Source organism: Burkholderia sp. MSMB1589WGS (genome assembly GCF_001636105.1).
GTDB lineage: Bacteria > Pseudomonadota > Gammaproteobacteria > Burkholderiales > Burkholderiaceae > Burkholderia > Burkholderia humptydooensis.
Map to the genome: position 1 here is coordinate 409,887 of NZ_LNJT01000006.1, position 16,967 is coordinate 426,853.

Sequence of the window (16,967 nt, forward strand, 5' to 3'; positions counted from 1 at the left end):
CACGCTGCGCCGTCACCACCAGCGATCGAAGCGCCGCGTGTAGTTGAGGTCGACGCCCTGGAACGTGCCGCCGTAAGCGGAGATCGCCCAGAACCGCGTCAGGTTGATCGTCGCCTTGAACGCGTTGCTCGCCGACTGCAGCCCCTGCTCGTAGCCGAGCACGAAGCGCTCGTTGATCGCCTTCGACACGAGCACGACCTGCGGATCGGTCAGCCCGACGTCGCTGCGGCCGACCGACACTTCGTCCAGCCCGACCGTCTGCGCGACGCGCTTGCCGGTCGCGCTGCCGAGCAGCGCGAGCGCCGTCGTCATCGCGTTCTGCTGGCCGAGGTTGTTGCCCTGGTCGGTGCCGTGGCCGAACAGGAGCCACGACAGCTTCTCGTTGTCGTTCACGTTCGGCTCGGACACGAGCCTCACGGCCGGCGACTGCACAGTGCCCGTCACCTGCACGCCCGCCTCGACTTCCTGGTTGCGGCGCATCGCGAGGATGTTGATGCCCGGATTCGACACCGGCCCGTTGAACGTGAAGAAGCCGTTCTCGATCGCGAGCTTGCGGCCGAACGACGTGTACGTCGAGCCTTCCGTCACGCGCACGTTGCCGACCGCGCGCAGCGGCACGCCGGGCGCGCTCATCACGGTCACTGTGCCCGCGAGCCGCAGATCCGCGCCGTGGCCCTTGAAGCGGAAGTCGCGGCCGAGACCGATGTCGATGTTCGCGCGCGGCGCGAGCGACGGCGCGGGCTTCTCGGTCGCGGGCGCGGGCTTCGCGATCGCGGTGCCCGTCTTCGTCTCGCCGCGCTCGAGGCTGCCGGGGCGCACGATCACGACGTCGTCCGACAGGTGCGGCGCCGCCTCTTCGGGCAAGTCGAACAGCGCGCGGTCGACGGTGAACTTGCCGTTGATCGCGATGCCGCCGCGCGGCGCGTCGTTCCCGACGACCGCCTTGCCCGACAGCGACAGCTTGCGGTCCGGCGCCGCGAAGAGCTCGAGCTTGTCGGCGACGATGCTCGCCGTCAGATCCGGCTCGCTGCCGTCCAGCCGCACGCGGCCGATCGCGCGCAGCGTGCCGTCGCCGCCGTGGAACTCGACCTGCTGGAACTCGACGAGGTTCTCGGTCAGGTTCACGCGCACGATCCCCTCCTTCAACTGCACGCCCTGGTCGACGAGCGTCGCCGACAGGTTGTCGCCCGTCAGCGTGCCCGAGAGCTTCGGCTTCGCGGGCGTGCCGGCGACGGTCAGCTTCAGCGCCGCGCGCCCGTCGAGCAGATAGCTCGGCCCGAACAGGCCGCCCGTCGATTGCAGCGCGGGCACATCCGCGTCGACGCGGCCCGCGAGCGGTCCGTCCTCGGCCACGCCGAACACGCCGTCGCGCAGCGCGAACGGCACCGCGATGTTCGCGTCGAACGTGCCGACGCGGCTCGCCTGCGCGTGCGCGGCCGCATTCAGCCGGTTGCCGGGCGCGAACGCCGCGCGCGCCGACAGATCGGTGATGCCGAGCGAGGCGACGCCGCGTCCGGTCTCGATCGTCACGTCGCCGCTGCGGCGCTTGATCTGCGCGTGGCCCGCGGCCGCATCGCCGAGCGTGACGTCCCAGTCGCCGTCGAGAATCAGGTCGGTGCGCAGCGGCGAGCGCTTGCCCGTGAGCTCCGCGCGGATCTCGAGCGCGCGCGCGACCGACAGGTTCGTGATCGCGCCCGCGGTGCGCAGCTTGCCGCGCTCGAGCGCGAACGACTTCAGGTCGAGCGTCGCGCCTTCGACGGACAGCTTCGCCGCGCTCAGCGTCACGCGCTGCGCGCCCGCCGAGATCGTGAGCGGCGTGTCGAGCGAAATCGACGGCGTGCCGCGGTTCGACAGCCGCGTGACGGTGCCGTCCCAGCGCATTCCGTCGCGCGCGTCGACGACGCCTCCGTTCGCCGCGACCGCGAGATTGATCACGCGCCCTTCGGCGATGCCGACCGCGGTCGCCTCGAACGTGTGCTTCGCGCGCGTGCCGTTCAGGTGTGCGGATAGCGTCTTCAGGCTGACCGCGCCGAGCGCGATGTCGCTCGCGTCGGCGGTGAACACGAGCGCACCCTTCGCGCCGTCGCGAATGTTCGCGCGGCCTTGCGCCGCGCCGATCCGGTTCGAGCCGAACACGACGCCCGCCGCCGTGTAGTCGGCGACGACGTTCGGGTGTGCGAACGATCCCGTCAGCTCGCCGTTCGCGCGCACGAGGCCCGCGAGACCGAAACCGAGGCGCTCGAGCTGCGGCGCGTCGACATTGAAGCGCAGCCGGTCGCCGGGCGCGCCGAAGCTGCCGCGCAAGTCGACCTGGTTGCCCGCGATCGACAGGTTCGCGTTGCTCGGCAGGACCCGCGCGCCCGCCATCTGCACGGTGCCTTCGCCCGTCATCGGCAGGCCGTCGTAGACGCTGTCGCCGAGCCTGAACTGCACCTTCGTCGAGAAGCCGGGCGCGAGCGCGCCCGTGGCGGCGAGCGTGCCGTTCACGCGCGCCGTGCCCGCCCGTGGGGCAATCGCCGCGCCTTGCGCGGTCCGCGCGCCCTTCGCGCCCTTCGCGCCCTTGCCGCCGCCCGCCTTCGCGCCGGACGGCGCGCCGGCTGCCGCCAGCGCGAGCGGATCGAAGTCGACGAGCTTCGCCTTCAGGTCGTAAGTCGAGCGCGCGTCGTGCTCGAGCGCGCCCGCGAGTTCGATGCGCCCCTTGCCCGCCGTCACGCGCGCATCGGCGATCGTCGTCCGTTTCGCGTCGAGCCGGACCTTCGCCTTCGCGCCGAGCGCGAGCCTCGCGTCGGCGAGATCGAAGTCGATCGTCTGCGCGCCCGGCTCGAGCGCGACGCCGACGGGCCCCGCGAGCCGCATCGGCCGCAGCGCGGCGACGAACGCGTTCGGATCGAGATTCGCGACCTTCAGGTCGAATTTGCCGCGGCCGTTCGCGAGCGCGCCGCCACCCGTCACGCTGCCGTCGCGGATCGTGCGCACGGCGAGCGCGTCGACGCGCTGCGCGTGCGCGTCGAGCCGCACGTTCGCGTGCGCTTCGACGAGCGGCAGCAGCGCGTCGCCGAGCGGGCCGGGCTTCGCGTTGACGATCGACACCGGCCCCGTGACGACGAACGCCTTCGGCGACGTCGGATCGGGCGCGGCGGGCTCGAGCTGCGCGCGCACCGCGAGATCGGCGACGGGCGCGCCGGGCGACAGCGCGCGCGGGTTCACGTGATCGAACACGAGCGACGCGCGCGTGAGCGGCACGGCCGAAAACGGCGCGGCCTCGACGTGCGCGCGGCCGGCGAGCTTCATCCCCGACGCGTCGAGCTCCGCGACGAGCGCCTCGAGCGAGCCCGACACCCGCGCGCGCGCATCGACGCTCTCGCCCGAGAGCTTGCCCGCATAGGTCGCGCTGCCGTCGATCGCGAACGGACGCACGCCGTCGAGCCGCGCGTTCGCGGTGAGCGCGCCGAACGGCGTGTCGAGGCGCTCGAGCGTCGCATCGTGACGGCGGCCGTCGCTCGCGCCGCGAAAGATCAGGTTGTCGAGCTCGGTCGTCGAGCCGGCCTTGTGGATCAGCAGCTTGTCGAAGCGCAGATCGTCGATCGCGAGCTGCAGCGGCAATTGCAGATCCTTCGGCATCACCGTCGGCTGCGGCGGCGACGGCGCGACGCGCACGTCGATCGTGCCCGCGCGCAGCGACGCGATCGCGAAGCGCCACGGCGCGCGCGTGAGCGCCCAGCGCCCGGCGACGCGGTCGATCCTGACTTCGGTGCCCGAACCGTCCGGGCTCGTCCACGCGAGCTGCCTGATCCGCACGCCGGTTGCGAGCGCGCCGCCTTCGAGCGTGCCCGCGAGCCGCCCGCCGAGCAGCTTGACGGCCGCCTGCCACGCGAGCTGCGTGCCGCGTTCGGTCGTCGCGGCGGCGACGAGCGCGCCCGCCGTCGCGCAGACAAGCACGACGAGCGCGAGCGCCGCCCACGCGAGCGAAACGAGCGCGCGCGCGCCGGGCGAGCGGCGCGGCTTCGGCGCGGGCTCGCGCGGGCCGCCGGGCGCGCCGCCGTCCGGCGCGTCGGGAGGAGTCGGTTCGGATACGTCCTTCGTCATGCCAAATGAAAAATCAGAATGCGATGCCGAGCGTCAGATACGGACGCACGCTCTTGTTCTTCAAGCCGTAAGCGAGATCGAAATTGACGGGGCCGACCGGGCTGCGCCAGCGCACGCCAAGCCCCGCGCCCGGATAGAACACCTTCTCGCCCCATGCGTCGGTCGCGGTGCCGATGTCGAAGAAGGTCGCCGCGCCCCAGTCGCGGTTGAACCAGTGCTGGTATTCGGCCGTGCCCGTCACCAGGTACTTGGTCGGCAGCACCGAGCCGTCGACGGAATGGCCGATGCTCTGGTAGCCGTAGCCGCGCACCGAGTTCGAGCCGCCCGCGCGAAACAGCAGCGACGCCGGCACGCCCGACGAGCCGCCGCTCGTGAACACGCCGCCCAGCTCCGCGCGAAACACGAACAGGTCGCGCTTGCCGATCGGCACGTATTGCTGGCCGCGCGCGTAGCCGCGGATGAACGTCTGGTCGGTCAGCACGCCCTTCACCGCGAAGCCGGCTTCCGCGTGGATCAGGTTGCCCGAGCGCGGGAACAGCGGATCGTCGACGTTGCGGCGCGTCCACGCCCATTGCGGGACGAGCGCGCGGCTCGTCGTCGGGCCGGCGCCGTTCTGGTCGAGCCGGTCCTGATAGAACATCAGCGAGTACGAGTAGTCGATGAACTGGCCGGTGCGCGTGCGCTGCGCGCCGATGCGCGCGCTGTAGATCCGCGTGTCCGACACGTTCGTGTTCGTGTACGACGCGAGGATGCTGTTGGTCCACGCGCGCGGCCCCGGCGGCATCGATAGCTGGACCTGCCCGTACTGCTGGATCTGGTCGACCCGCCCCGACACCGACAGCGGCCACGCGGCGCCGAACGTGTCGAGATACGTATAGGAACCCTGAATGTGCGGCCCCGTGTCGGTCGCGTAGCCGATCCCGCCGCGCACGCTGTTGTACGGGTATTCGCTCACCTTCACGTGAACGGGCGAATCGAGCGGGCGCGCGACGTCGTCGGAGACGTCGATCGCGACGCTCGCGTAGTACGGCGTGTTCTGCAGTTGCCGCTGCAGTTCGGTGATGCGTTTCGCGTCGTAGATCTCGCCCACCGCCAGCGGATTCACGTTGTGCACGATCTTTTCCGGATAGCGGCGCACGCCGGACACGTCGAGCGCGCCGATCGTAAACGTCGATCCGCTGTCGAGCGTCACCGCGAGCGTCGCTTCTCGCGTGCGCGGATCGATGCGCGCCTCCGACGCGGTGATCTTCGCGCCGAGATAGCGGCGCGACTGCAGTTGCCTGAGCGCCGCGTTCTTCGCATCGTCCCAGCCGGACTGCGTAAACGGGTCGCCCGGCTTCAGCGAGAACGCAAGACGCGTCGCCGTCTCCTGCTTCGGGTCCTCGCTCGCGACCGGGCCGTCGAACTTCAGATCGACCGCGGACACCACCGTCTGCGCGCCCGGCTCGACCGACACCGTCACGCGGCGCTCGCCGCCCGTCGTGCGCACGTCGGTGCGCACGACGGGCGAGAAGTAGCCGGCCGTCGCGGCGAGCTCGCGCACCTGCTGCGGCGTCGCGGTCACGAGGAATTCGAACTGGTCTTCGCTCAGGTCCTCGCGCTTCGCGAAGCGGGCGATGTCGAGGTGCTGCTTGAGGAGGCTCCTGACCGAGCGCGGCGCGTCGATCTCGACCGCGTACTTCGCGAACGCGGGCGCCGCGAGCGTGGCCGCGCAGCCCGCGAGCAGCGCGCGCAGCCCGCACCGCGCAAATGCGTGCCATCCGGGCGAGCGGCTCGGCGCGCCGCGCGCGCCGCGCGAAAAAGCATGCTGTCGTGGTGCCCGCCCTGCCAAACAAAACCTCCGCTGTAAGAATTTCGTCGGATCAAAGCCGTCATTTGAACACAGTGCGGTGCACGCGGAACGCGCTTTCGGACACATTGACGCATGACGCTCGCGCTTTCGACGCCGTTTGCCGCCGGCTGTTCCCCGCGTTGCGGTAAAATCCCGGCGATCGTACCCGCGGGCGCGCCGCGCCCGGCTCAGAACGGAAAGCCAAGCCATGCCGTACCAGTCCGACATCACGCAATTCCTGAACCAGTTGAAGCAGCAAAAGCCGACGCTCGAAGAAGAGCAGCGCAAGGGCCGCGCGCTGCTGTGGGACAAGCAGCCGATCGACCTCGAAGAGCGCGACGCGCAGCAGCGCGCGCGCGTGCGCCAGACGCCATACGTCTACTACCAGAACTTCTGACGCCGTGAGCGCCGCCGACGAGGCCAGCGCCAGCGCGCAGCCCGAGGACGCGATCGCCGCGCCCGCCGGCGCGGATTCGACGCCCGACACGGTCGACGGCGTCGCGGCATTCGCTCGCCTGTACGGCGAGCCGCTCTTCAAGCTGCCGCAGGATCTGTACATCCCGCCGGACGCGCTCGAAGTCTTTCTCGAAACGTTCGAAGGCCCGCTCGATCTGCTGCTGTACCTGATCCGCAAGCAGAACTTCAACGTGCTCGACATCCCGATGGCGGAGGTCACCGCGCAGTATCTCGGCTACGTCGACCAGATCCGCGAGTCGAATCTGGAGCTCGCGGCCGAATACCTGCTGATGGCGGCGATGTTGATCGAGATCAAGTCGCGAATGCTGCTGCCCGTGAAGAAGGCGGACACGGGCGAGGAAGCGGAGGACCCGCGCGCCGAGCTCGTGCGGCGCCTGCTCGAATACGAGCAGATGAAGCTCGCCGCGCAGCGCCTCGATCAACTGCCGCAGCTCGGCCGCGACTTCCTGCGCGCCGAGGTGTACATCGAGCAGAGCATCACGCCGCGCTTCCCCGACGTGAACGCCGACGACCTGCGCGCCGCATGGGCCGACGTGCTCAAGCGCGCGAAGCTCGTCCAGCATCACAAGATCTCGCGCGAGGAGCTGTCGGTGCGCGAGCACATGAGCCTCATCCTGCGCAAGCTGCAGAACGCGCGCTTCATGGAGTTCGCCGATCTGTTCGACACGTCGCGCGGCGTGCCCGTCGTCGTCGTCAACTTCATCGCGATGCTCGAGCTCGCGCGCGAATCGCTCGTCGAGATCACGCAGGCCGAGCCGTTCGCGCCGATCTACGTGCGGCTCGCCTATCTGCCGGCTTGAGCGCGTTTCGCGCGGCGCTTGTGTGATTCGGCGCACGCGCCGGTCATTTCATCCGACGATTCAGGATTCGAAGCGTGACGGCGGCTTGCCGCGCGACGACACGCACCGACACATTGCGATACGTCACGTTTGATGCCGCCATGCCGCGCAGGCTGACAAAGCGGTTACGTGCGTCGGCGCACGGATGCGCGAAATCCGATCGCGCCGTCGGCCTCGGCGAAATCGCGATCGCGGCCGCCCTTTCGGTCCCGCCCCATCTGATCGCCGCCGCGTTGCCGCGCCTGTGCCGATTAAAGTGAACGATCGTGCTTTTATCGATGCGCCAAAACGGCAAATCCTCTACAATCGCCGACGCTCGACGCCCCATGCGTTCCGGCCACGACGATCCCGACCACGCCGCCTCGCGCGGCCAACGCGCGCACCGCGCGAGGAACCGCCAACTCATGAAAGTCATCAGCTCGATCCAGGAACTGCGCGACCAGCTACGCGGCCAGAACCGCACGGCGTTCGTGCCGACGATGGGCAACCTGCACGACGGGCACCTGTCGCTGATGCGGCTCGCGCGCCAGCACGGCGATCCGGTCGTCGCGAGCATCTTCGTGAACCGGCTCCAGTTCGGCCCGAACGAGGACTTCGACAAATACCCGCGCACGCTGCAGGAAGACATCGAGAAGCTGCAGAAGGAAAACGTCTACGTGCTGTTCGCGCCGACCGAGCGAGACATGTACCCCGAGCCGCAGGAATATCGCGTGCAGCCGCCGCACGACCTCGGCGACATCCTCGAAGGCGAGTTCCGCCCCGGCTTCTTCACCGGCGTGTGCACGGTCGTCACGAAGCTGATGGCGTGCGTGCAGCCGCGCGTCGCCGTGTTCGGCAAGAAGGATTACCAGCAGTTGATGATCGTGCGGCGGATGTGCCAGCAGCTCGCGATGCCCGTCGACATCGTCGCGGCCGAGACCGTGCGCGACGCCGACGGCCTCGCGCTGTCGTCGCGCAACCGCTATCTGAGCGAAACCGAGCGCACGGAGGCGCCCGAGCTCGCGAAGACGCTCGCGCAGGTGCGCGACGCGGTGCTGGGCGGCGAGCGCGATCTCGCGGCAATCGAGCAGCGCGCGCTCGCCCGCCTCGCCGCGCGCGGCTGGAAGGCCGACTACGTGTCGATCCGCCGGCGCGCGAACCTCGTCGCGCCGACCGCGGCGCAACTCGAGGCGGGCGAGCCGCTCGTCGTGCTCACGGCGGCGAAGCTCGGCGCGACGCGCCTCATCGACAATCTGGAAATCTGACGGCCGGCCACGCGGCCGCCCGCCTTTCGTCTGGTAGCACCAAGGGAGCCATCATGCAGCGCCACATGCTGAAATCGAAGATCCACCGCGCGGCGGTCACGCACTGCGAGCTGCATTACGAGGGCTCATGCGCGATCGACGAGGATCTGCTCGACGCCGCGAACATCGTCGAAAACGAGCGGATCGACATCTGGAACATCAACAACGGCGAGCGCTTCTCGACGTACGCGATCAAGGGCGAGCGCGGCAGCGGGATGATCTCGCTGAACGGCTCGGCCGCGCGCCGCGCGCAACTGGGCGACCTCGTGATCATCGCCGCGTTCGCGATGATCGACGAGGCGGAGCTGAAGGCGGGCTGGAAGCCGAATCTCGTGTTCGTCGACGAAGACAACAAGATCAAGGGCAGCCGCGATCACGTGCCGACGCAGAACTGGACGTAAAGCGCCTACTTCTGCGCCCACTCGACGATCGGTCCCCACTGCTCGAGATCCTTGTCGACGCGGCTTTTCGCGACATCCCACAGCGTGAGGCCGTGCGCGGCGAGCTGCACGTAGTTCTGCGTATCGCGCAGATAGCCGAGCACCGGCATATCGAGCCCCTCGACGAAGCGGTGCAACTGCTCGGCCGAGCGCGTGCGCGCGTCGACCCGCATCCCGACGATCCCCACCTTGATCGCGCCCTTCCTCACCGCCTTCTCGCTCGCGAGGCGCTCGAGGAATTGCTGGGTCGCCAGGATATCGAACATCGACGGCTGCAACGGCACGATCACCTTGTCGGCGAACTCGAGCGCGACGCTCATCCGATTGCCGTGCAGGCCGGCCGGCGTATCGACGATCGCGTATTCGAGGCCGCGCGGCGGCTTCGACGGCGCATCGGGATCGAGCGCCCAGGTCTCGATCGCGGGCAGCCCGGCCGGCCGCAGGTCGAGCCATGCGTGCGCCGACTGCTGCCGGTCGAGATCGGCGAGCGCAACCCATGCGCCCTGCGCCGCGAAATACCCAGCCAGATTGGTGGACAGCGTGCTCTTGCCGACGCCGCCCTTCGGATTCGCCACCACGATCACCGTCATGAATTCCCCCGAAGAAGCCACGCGGCGCGACGCCTGGCACCGGCGCCGCGCCGCGAAAAATGCGGATACAGGGAGCGATGATATCGGCAAATGCGTCCGCACCGAAACGGGTTTGTCCGGCGGCGCCCGAACGGACGGCGGCAAATCGACGCCGCGCGCAGCCCGCGCGCCGAGCGCCGCGCCGTGGCGAGGGCCGGCGTTGCGGCCGCCGCGGCTCGCCGCGCACGGGCGGCGGCGGCCGAACGCCGCTTACGCGGCCCGGCCGGCGACGCCGCGCGCGCCGCCGAGCGCGAACGCGCCGGCGCCGACGAGCGCCTGGACGACAAGCGTGACCGCCCAGAACGCCGGATACTCCCAGCCGCCGTGCGGCGCGGCGAAGCTCCAGCCGTTCGGGAAGTGCGTCATCGTCGCGCCGAGCATGAACGGCAGCAGCACGAGCGACGCGAGCCGCACCCGCACGCCCGCAAGAAGTGCAAGGCCGCCGGCGAGCTCGACGAGCGTCGTCACATAAGCGAGCCAGCCCGGCAGGCCGACCGATGCGAAAAACTGCGCGGTGCCGGGCAGCGTGAACACGAAGACCTTCTGCGCGACGTGCGCGAGGTACAGCACGCCGAGCGCGACGCGCAGCAACGCGGCGCCGGCGTCGTTCAAGCGGTTCGAATCCATGTTGGGTTCCTCGTTCGAAGTTTGAATGGAACGAACTTTATTCGAGTCGCTTTTGATGAAAAATAGCTCGTTTGGCCTAATTTATTTCCAAATGAGAATGAATTGCCAAGCGAGGGGCGAGCGGAAAATCAACGGGATCGCGCCCTTTGGCTGTCCGGGTTGCGTGCCGCGCCTCGCGCCCTGGCCTCCCGCCCGCGCGCGCCCATCACGCGAACGCCGCAAACACGCGATCGAGATCGAGGTGCTCGGCGAGCGTGTCGGCGAGCCGCTCGAGCGACGCCTCGCGCAGCGCCGGATAGTCGACCGGCTCCGCGCCGCCGAGCCCCGCCCATTCGAGCAGCGCCGAGCACGCCTGCGGCGTGTCGAAGAGCCCGTGAAGATAGGTCGCGAGAATCTGCCCGTCCGCCGACACCGCGCCGTCCGGCCGCTCGCCGTCCGGCCCCGCGAGCGCGAGCGCTGGCGACGCAAGCGCCGGCCCTTCCGTCCGCCCCATGTGGATCTCGTAGCCGGAGACGCGCGCATCGCCACCGAACGCGAGCCGCCCCGTCGCGTTGACGAGCGTCTTCTCCGGCGTCAGCGTCGTCGCATAGTCGAGGAGGCCGAGGCCCGCGCTCGTCGCGCCCGCCTCGCCCTCGACGCCGTGCGGATCGTCGAGCGTGCGGCCGAGCATCTGCATGCCGCCGCAGATGCCGATCACCTTGCCGCCGTAGCGCAGATGGCGCTTGACCAGCGCGTCCCAGCCCGCGTCGCGCAGCCACGCGAGATCGGCGAGCACGTTCTTCGAGCCGGGCAGGATCAGCAGATCGGCGTCGGGCGCGGGCCCGCTCTTCCAGTACGCGAAGTCGACGCGCGGATGCACGCGCAGCGCGTCGAAATCGGTGTGGTTGCTGATTCGCGGCAGCGCGGGCACGACCACCCGCAGCACGCTCGCGTCGCGCCGCGGCGCCGCCGTGCGCGCGCTCGCGGGCAGCATGTCCTCCGCGTCGAGCGTGAGGCCGTGCAAATAGGGCAGCACACCGAGCACGGGCTTGCCGGTCCGCGCCTCGAGCCAGCGCAGCCCCGGCTCGAGCAGCGCGGGATCGCCGCGAAAGCGGTTGATCACGAAGCCGCGCACGCGCGCGCGCTCGCTGTCCGACAGGCACGCGAGCGTGCCGACGAGATGCGCGAACACGCCGCCTCGGTCGATGTCGGCGACGAGCACGACCGGGCAGTCGACCGCTTCCGCGAATCCCATGTTCGCGATGTCGCCTTCGCGCAGGTTGATCTCGGCGGGACTGCCCGCGCCTTCGACGATCACCGCGTCGTACGCGCCGCGCAGCCGGCCGTAGGATTCGAGCACCGCCCGCATCGCGGTCGGCTTGTAGTCGTGATAGGCGCGCGCGTTCAGGTTCGCGCGCGCCTTGCCGTGGATGATCACCTGCGCGCCGCGATCGCCCGTCGGCTTCAGCAGCACCGGATTCAGATCGGTGTGCGCGTCGATGCCGGCCGCGAGCGCCTGCAGCGCCTGCGCGCGGCCGATCTCGCCGCCGTCCGCCGTCACCGCGCTGTTGAGCGCCATGTTCTGCGGCTTGAACGGCGCGACGCTTATGCCCGCGCGGCGCGCGAGCCGGCACAAGCCCGCGACGAGCGTGCTCTTGCCCGCGTCGGACGTCGTGCCCTGAATCATCAGCGCGCCGCGCGCACGGGCGGCGTTGGCGTTGGCGTTGGCGTTGGCGTTGGCGTTGGCGTTGGCGTTGGCGTTGGCGTTGGCGTTGGCGTTGGCGTTGGCAGTCATCGTGAACGAATCGCGCGACGCGCGGCGCGCGGCAAATGGCGAAAGCCGCATTATCGCGCGGCCCGTTACAATCACGCGATGACTCCGCGCGACCTCACCTTCGTTCTCGGCGGCGCGCGCTCGGGCAAGAGCGCGCACGCCGAACGGCTCGCCGCCGCCGGCGGGCGGCCCGTCACCTACATCGCCACCGCCCGCGTCGCCGACCGCGAATTCGCCGAGCGCATCGCGCATCATCGCGCGCGCCGGCCGGCCGACTGGGCGCTCGTCGAGGCGCCCGTCGAACTCGCGGCCGCGATCGCCCGGCTCGACGACGCGAACGCGTGCGTGCTCGTCGACTGCCTGACGCTCTGGCTCACGAACCTGCTCTGCCCGGCCGACGGCCCGGGCGTGGACGACGCGCGCTGCGGCGCGCACGTCGCCGAGCTCGAAGCGGCGCTGCGCGCGAGCCGCGCGCAGGTGATCGTCGTCAGCAACGAGATCGGCTTCGGCGTCGTGCCGCTCGGCGAGGAAACGCGCCGCTTCGTCGATACGCTCGGCCGCGTCAACCAGCGCATCGCGGCGCTCGCGACGCGCGTGACGCTGTGCGTGGCCGGCCTGCCCGTCACGATCAAGCACGAGGGCGCGCCGCGATGCTGATCCTGTCGCTGCCCGCCGTCGCCTTCCTCGCGGTCGCCGGCTGCGTCGTCGACAAGCTCGTCGGCGAGCCGCGCACCGCGCATCCGCTCGTTGCGTTCGGCCGGCTCGCCGCGCGCGTCGAGCGCGCGCTCAATACCGGACGCCGCGGCCGGCTCGCGGGCCTCGCCGCGTGGCTCGCGGTCGTCGCGCCGCCCGTCGCGCTCGCCGCATGGCTCGTCGCGACGCTGCCGTGGCCGATCGCCGCCGCGCTGCACGTCGCGCTGCTGTGGTTCGCGCTCGGCGCGCGCAGCCTCGCCGAGCACGTCGCGCCGATCGCCGCAGCGCTGCTGCGCCGCGACCTCGCGGCCGCGCGCATGCTGAGCTCGCGCATCGTGTCGCGCGACACGAGCGACGCCGACGAGGCCGCGCTCGCGCGCGCGGCGGTCGAATCTGCGCTCGAGAACGGCAACGACGCGATCTTCGGCGCGCTCTTCTGGTTCGCGCTCGCGGGCGGCCCGGGCGCGCTGCTGTTCAGGCTCGCGAACACGCTCGACGCGATGTGGGGCTATCGGACGCCGCGCTTCTCGCGCTTCGGCTGGGCGGCCGCGCGCATCGACGACGCGCTCAACTGGGCGCCCGCGCGCCTCACCGCGGCGAGCTACGCGCTCCTCGGCGACACCGCGAACGCGTGGCGCTGCTGGCGCGCGCAGGCGCGCCACTGGGACAGCCCGAACGCGGGCCCCGTGATGGCCGCGGGCGCGGGCAGCCTGAACGTCGTGATCGGCGGCCCCGCCGTCTATCACGGCGCGATCGAGGACCGTCCCGTGCTCGGCGCGGGCGAGCCCGCAGCGCCCGTGCACATCGCGGCCGCGCTGTCGCTCGTCGCGCGCACGATGATTCTCTGGCTCGCGCTGCTGATCGCGGGCGCGGCACTGTCGATCGCAACGCACCATGGCTGACGCACCGATCACGCACGGCGGCAATCTGCACGAAGCCGCCCTTCGCCACGGCATCCCGCGCGACGCGTGGCTCGATCTGTCGACGGGCATCAATCCGCACGGCTATCCGGTGCCGCCCGTGCCCGCCGACGCCTGGCGCCGGCTGCCCGAGGACGACGGCGCGCTCGCCGCGCACGCGGCGCGCTACTACGGCGCGCCGGGCGCCGCGCACGTGCTGCCCGTCGCGGGCAGCCAGGCGGCGATCCGCGCGCTGCCGGCGCTGTTCGCGCGCGGCACGGTCGGCGTCGCGCCGCTCGCATACAGCGAATACGCACCCGCGTTCGCGCGCCACGGCCATCCCGGCGCGCCGCTCGACTGCGGCAGCGACACGCTGCCTGCGGCGCTCACGTATGCGATCGTCGCCAATCCGAACAACCCCACCGCCGAGCGCGTCGATCGCGCGCGGCTGCTGCGCTGGCACGCGCAGCTCGTCGCGCGCGGCGGCGCGCTCATCGTCGACGAGGCGTTCGCGGATGCCGACACGCACGCGCACCCGAACGCGTCACTTGCGGCGGACACGCACCGCGACGGCCTCGTCGTGCTGCGCTCGGTCGGCAAGTTCTTCGGGCTCGCGGGCGTGCGCGCGGGCTTCGCGCTCGCCGCGCCCGCGCTGCTCGCGCGGCTGCGCGATGCGCTCGGCGCGTGGACCGTCAGCGGCCCGGCGCGCCACGCGGTGCTCGCCGCGTTCGCGGACACCGCGTGGCAGCGCGCGACGCGCGAGCGGCTCGCGCACGACAGCGCGCGCCTCGCCGCGCTGCTGCGTGCGAACGGCTTCGTCACGCACGCGACGCCGCTTTTCAGTTGGACCGCCGATCCGCGCGCGCACGCGCTGCACGACGCGCTCGCGGCGTGCGGGATCTGGACGCGCTACTTCGCGCACGCGCCGAGCGTGCGCATCGGGCTGCCCGCCGGCGAAGACGAATGGCGGCGGCTCGAATGCGCGCTCGCCGAATGCGTGCCGGCGCTGCCCGTCGCGTCGACGAAGCCGTCCGGATCGACGAAACAAGATTGACGCCCATGCGCCTCGCCCTCTCCCGCACCGCCCTCGCGGCGACCGTCGCCGCAAGCGCCTGCGCGCTTCCAACCGCCGCCGCGCACGCGGACATCGCCGTCACCGACGACGCCGGCCACGCGATCACGCTCGCCGCGCCCGCGCAGCGCGTCGTGAGCCTCGCGCCGCACGTGACCGAGCTGGTCTATGCGGCGGGCGGCGGCGCGAAGCTCGTCGGCGCGGTGTCGTACAGCGACTACCCGCCCGCCGCGAAGGCGATCCCGCGCGTCGGCTCGAACCAGGCGCTCGACCTCGAACGGATCGCGGCGCTCAAGCCGGACCTGATCGTCGTCTGGCGTCACGGCAACGCCGGACGCGAGACCGAGCGGCTGCGCGCGCTCGGCATCCCGCTCTACTTCAGCGAGCCGCGGCATCTCGACGACGTCGCCGCGTCGCTCGACAAGCTCGGCCTGCTGCTCGGCACGCGCGAGACCGCGTCGGCGGCGGCCGACGCGTACCGGCGGCGGATCGCGCAACTGCGCGCGCGCTACGCGGGCAAGCCGCCCGTGACGGTGTTCTTTCAGGCGTGGGACAAGCCGCTCATCACGCTGAACGGCGATCACATCGTCAGCGACGTGATCGCGCTGTGCGGCGGCCGCAACGTGTTCGCGCAACTGCAGCCGGTCGCGCCGTCCGTCACCGACGAAGCGGTGCTCGCGGCGAATCCGGAAGCGATCGTGACGACGGCGGCCGGCGCGACCCCGACGCGCGACGCGCTGCCCGACTTCGCGCGCTGGCGCGCGTGGCCCAGGCTGACCGCGGTCGCGCGAGACAATCTGTTCGCGATCGACGGCGACCTGCTGACGCGGCCCGCGCCGCGCATCGCGCAAGGCGCCGAGCAACTGTGCCGGGATCTCGACGTCGCGCGCGCGCGGCGGCCGAAGCCGTGAGCGCGGCGCGATGCGCGCTCACTGACTCACTCGAACGAAAATCACGCTCGCGCGCGGGCTCGCTTGCCGATTGCGGGCGTCACGCGTCCCAATGCTCGAGCCGCCAGGCGCCAGCGCAATCGCCGGCACAATCGTCATCGCGCCGCAACCACACGACGCCGCCCATCGCGATCGGCCGCGCGAGCATCGCCTCGAGCGGCGCATCGAGCGCCTGCGACGCCAGCGCGCGCATCACGCCCGCATGCGTGACGACCCAGCTCGCGCGCGCCGAAGCAGCGAGCGTCGCGAGCGCCGGCCGCACGCGCGCGACGAATTGCGCGGCGCTCTCCCCGCCGTGCTCGCGCGCATGCATCAGATCGGCGCTCCATCGATCGAGCGCGTCGCGGCCGATTGCGTCCCAGCTTTTCATCTCCCACGCGCCGAAGTCGATTTCGCGCAAGCGCGAATCGATCTCGACCGGCGCGCACACGTCGTCGGCCAGCATGCGCGCGACGTCCGCGCAGCGCGCGAGCGGGCTCGCCCACACGCGCGACGCGCGCGCGACGCCGAGCGCGCGCAGCCGCCGCAGGATGCCGGCCGCGCCCGCCGCCGCGCCCGCCGCGAGCGGCACGTCGCTGCTGCCGTAGCAAAGGCCCGCATCGACGGCGACGGCCGGATGGCGAATCAGGACGACATCCATCCGAGCATCGCCAGATAGATCGACAGCTCGAACACCTGCTGTGCGAAGCCGAGGCAATCGCCGGTATAGCCGCCGATGCGCGCGTCGAGATAACGCGCGATGCCCGCGCGCAGCACGAGCATCGCCGCGAGCGCGAGCGCGCCCGCGCGCCAGTCCGGCCAGAACAGCCACGGCAGGCCGAGCACGGCCGCGAACGCGAACGCGCCCGCGCGCATCCGGTGCGCGACCGGCTGCGCCTTGCCTGCGGCGCGCGCATAGTCGAGCGTGACGAGCAGGCTCGCGGCGAGCGTGCGGCTTCCCGCGTGCGCGGCGATCATCGCCCACGCGGCGCGCGCGGGCGGCATCGCGGCGAGCGCCTGCCACTTCAGCGCAAGCGCGACGACGAGGGCCGCCGCGCCGAACGTGCCGATCCGCGAATCGCGCATGATCCGCAGCACGTCATCGCGCGTGTAGCCGCCGCCGAACGCATCGCAACTGTCGGCAAGGCCGTCTTCGTGCAGCGCGCCCGTCGCGGCGAGCGTCGCCGCGATCGACACGAGCGCCGCGACGCCCGGCGGCCACACGCGCGAGGCGGCGAGATGCACGGCCGCGGCGAGCGCGCCGACGCACACGCCGACGAGCGGAAAGTAACGCGCCGCATGCGCGAGATCGACGGCCGCGCCGCTGATCGCGCGCGGCACCGGCACGCGCGTGAAGTACCCGAGCGCGACGACGAAGTAGCGCAGTTCGGCGAGCGGATTCATCGCGC

The 16,967-nt window shown here is 71.3% G+C and carries 16 protein-coding genes; 8 read left to right on the forward strand and 8 right to left on the reverse strand.

Annotated elements, in window-relative coordinates; translation table 11 throughout:
• Window positions 1-12: 12 nt before the first annotated feature.
• Window positions 13-4,086, reverse strand: a complete 4,074-nt coding sequence (locus WT16_RS04215) for a translocation/assembly module TamB domain-containing protein (RefSeq protein WP_063532767.1) — start codon at window positions 4,084-4,086, stop codon at window positions 13-15.
• 13 nt (window positions 4,087-4,099) lie between these two features.
• Entirely contained in the window at window positions 4,100-5,917 is a 1,818-nt protein-coding gene (locus tag WT16_RS04220; RefSeq protein ID WP_063532768.1) for an autotransporter assembly complex family protein, read from the reverse strand.
• 208 nt (window positions 5,918-6,125) lie between these two features.
• Between WT16_RS04220 and WT16_RS04225 the strand changes: the two genes are divergently transcribed.
• On the forward strand, window positions 6,126-6,314 hold the full coding sequence (locus WT16_RS04225; RefSeq protein WP_004193782.1) for a DUF3460 family protein: 189 nt from the start codon (window positions 6,126-6,128) through the stop codon (window positions 6,312-6,314).
• A gap of 4 nt (window positions 6,315-6,318) precedes the next feature.
• Window positions 6,319-7,194: a ScpA family protein gene (locus tag WT16_RS04230; RefSeq protein WP_006024892.1), complete on the forward strand. Its 876-nt coding sequence runs from the start codon at window positions 6,319-6,321 to the stop codon at window positions 7,192-7,194.
• Between the two features lie 43 nt (window positions 7,195-7,237).
• Here WT16_RS04230 and WT16_RS30190 read toward each other — a convergent pair whose 3' ends face one another.
• Window positions 7,238-7,648, reverse strand: coding sequence for a hypothetical protein (locus tag WT16_RS30190; RefSeq protein WP_231892028.1), 411 nt, complete (start codon window positions 7,646-7,648; stop codon window positions 7,238-7,240).
• On the opposite strand from WT16_RS30190, the gene panC reads away from it, so the two are divergent.
• Entirely contained in the window at window positions 7,638-8,477 is an 840-nt protein-coding gene (gene panC / locus WT16_RS04235) for a pantoate--beta-alanine ligase (RefSeq protein WP_063533050.1), read from the forward strand. The genes WT16_RS30190 and panC overlap by 11 nt on opposite strands.
• A 53-nt stretch (window positions 8,478-8,530) precedes the next feature.
• A complete protein-coding gene (gene panD, locus WT16_RS04240; RefSeq protein ID WP_009911576.1) occupies window positions 8,531-8,917 on the forward strand; it encodes an aspartate 1-decarboxylase in 387 nt (128 codons plus the stop codon).
• A 5-nt stretch (window positions 8,918-8,922) separates the two neighbouring features.
• On the opposite strand, the gene WT16_RS04245 is transcribed toward panD, so the two are convergent.
• From WT16_RS04245 to WT16_RS04255, 3 genes are all read right to left on the reverse strand, one after another.
• Entirely contained in the window at window positions 8,923-9,546 is a 624-nt protein-coding gene (locus WT16_RS04245) for a ParA family protein (protein ID WP_006024888.1), read from the reverse strand.
• A 249-nt stretch (window positions 9,547-9,795) separates the two neighbouring features.
• Window positions 9,796-10,212: a DoxX family protein gene (locus WT16_RS04250; protein ID WP_015600407.1), complete on the reverse strand. Its 417-nt coding sequence runs from the start codon at window positions 10,210-10,212 to the stop codon at window positions 9,796-9,798.
• A 205-nt stretch (window positions 10,213-10,417) separates the two neighbouring features.
• Window positions 10,418-12,037 (reverse strand): cobyric acid synthase, encoded by a 1,620-nt coding sequence (locus tag WT16_RS04255; RefSeq protein WP_063532769.1) that lies wholly within the window; start codon window positions 12,035-12,037, stop codon window positions 10,418-10,420.
• 27 nt (window positions 12,038-12,064) lie between these two features.
• Here WT16_RS04255 and cobU point away from each other — a divergent pair, with 27 nt between their 5' ends.
• Genes cobU through WT16_RS04275 form a run of 4 tightly spaced genes read left to right on the forward strand, consistent with a single transcriptional unit; the run spans window position 12,065 to window position 15,540 of the window.
• Window positions 12,065-12,622, forward strand: a complete 558-nt coding sequence (gene cobU / locus WT16_RS04260) for a bifunctional adenosylcobinamide kinase/adenosylcobinamide-phosphate guanylyltransferase (protein WP_015601059.1) — start codon at window positions 12,065-12,067, stop codon at window positions 12,620-12,622.
• Window positions 12,616-13,560: an adenosylcobinamide-phosphate synthase CbiB gene (gene cbiB / locus WT16_RS04265; protein ID WP_063532770.1), complete on the forward strand. Its 945-nt coding sequence runs from the start codon at window positions 12,616-12,618 to the stop codon at window positions 13,558-13,560. The genes cobU and cbiB overlap by 7 nt, the downstream gene beginning before the upstream one ends.
• Entirely contained in the window at window positions 13,553-14,611 is a 1,059-nt protein-coding gene (gene cobD, locus WT16_RS04270; RefSeq protein WP_063532771.1) for a threonine-phosphate decarboxylase CobD, read from the forward strand. The genes cbiB and cobD overlap by 8 nt, the downstream gene beginning before the upstream one ends.
• A gap of 5 nt (window positions 14,612-14,616) precedes the next feature.
• Complete coding sequence (locus WT16_RS04275) at window positions 14,617-15,540, forward strand: cobalamin-binding protein (protein WP_063532772.1); 924 nt, start codon at window positions 14,617-14,619, stop codon at window positions 15,538-15,540.
• Between the two features lie 79 nt (window positions 15,541-15,619).
• Here WT16_RS04275 and cobC read toward each other — a convergent pair whose 3' ends face one another.
• Together cobC and WT16_RS04285 are read right to left on the reverse strand one after the other, a co-directional pair.
• Window positions 15,620-16,219: an alpha-ribazole phosphatase gene (gene cobC / locus WT16_RS04280; protein ID WP_063532773.1), complete on the reverse strand. Its 600-nt coding sequence runs from the start codon at window positions 16,217-16,219 to the stop codon at window positions 15,620-15,622.
• The gene (locus tag WT16_RS04285) at window positions 16,204-16,962 is read right to left on the reverse strand and encodes an adenosylcobinamide-GDP ribazoletransferase (protein WP_063532774.1); all 759 of its coding nucleotides are present in this window, start codon (window positions 16,960-16,962) and stop codon (window positions 16,204-16,206) included. The genes cobC and WT16_RS04285 overlap by 16 nt, the downstream gene beginning before the upstream one ends.
• Window positions 16,963-16,967 lie beyond the last annotated feature (5 nt).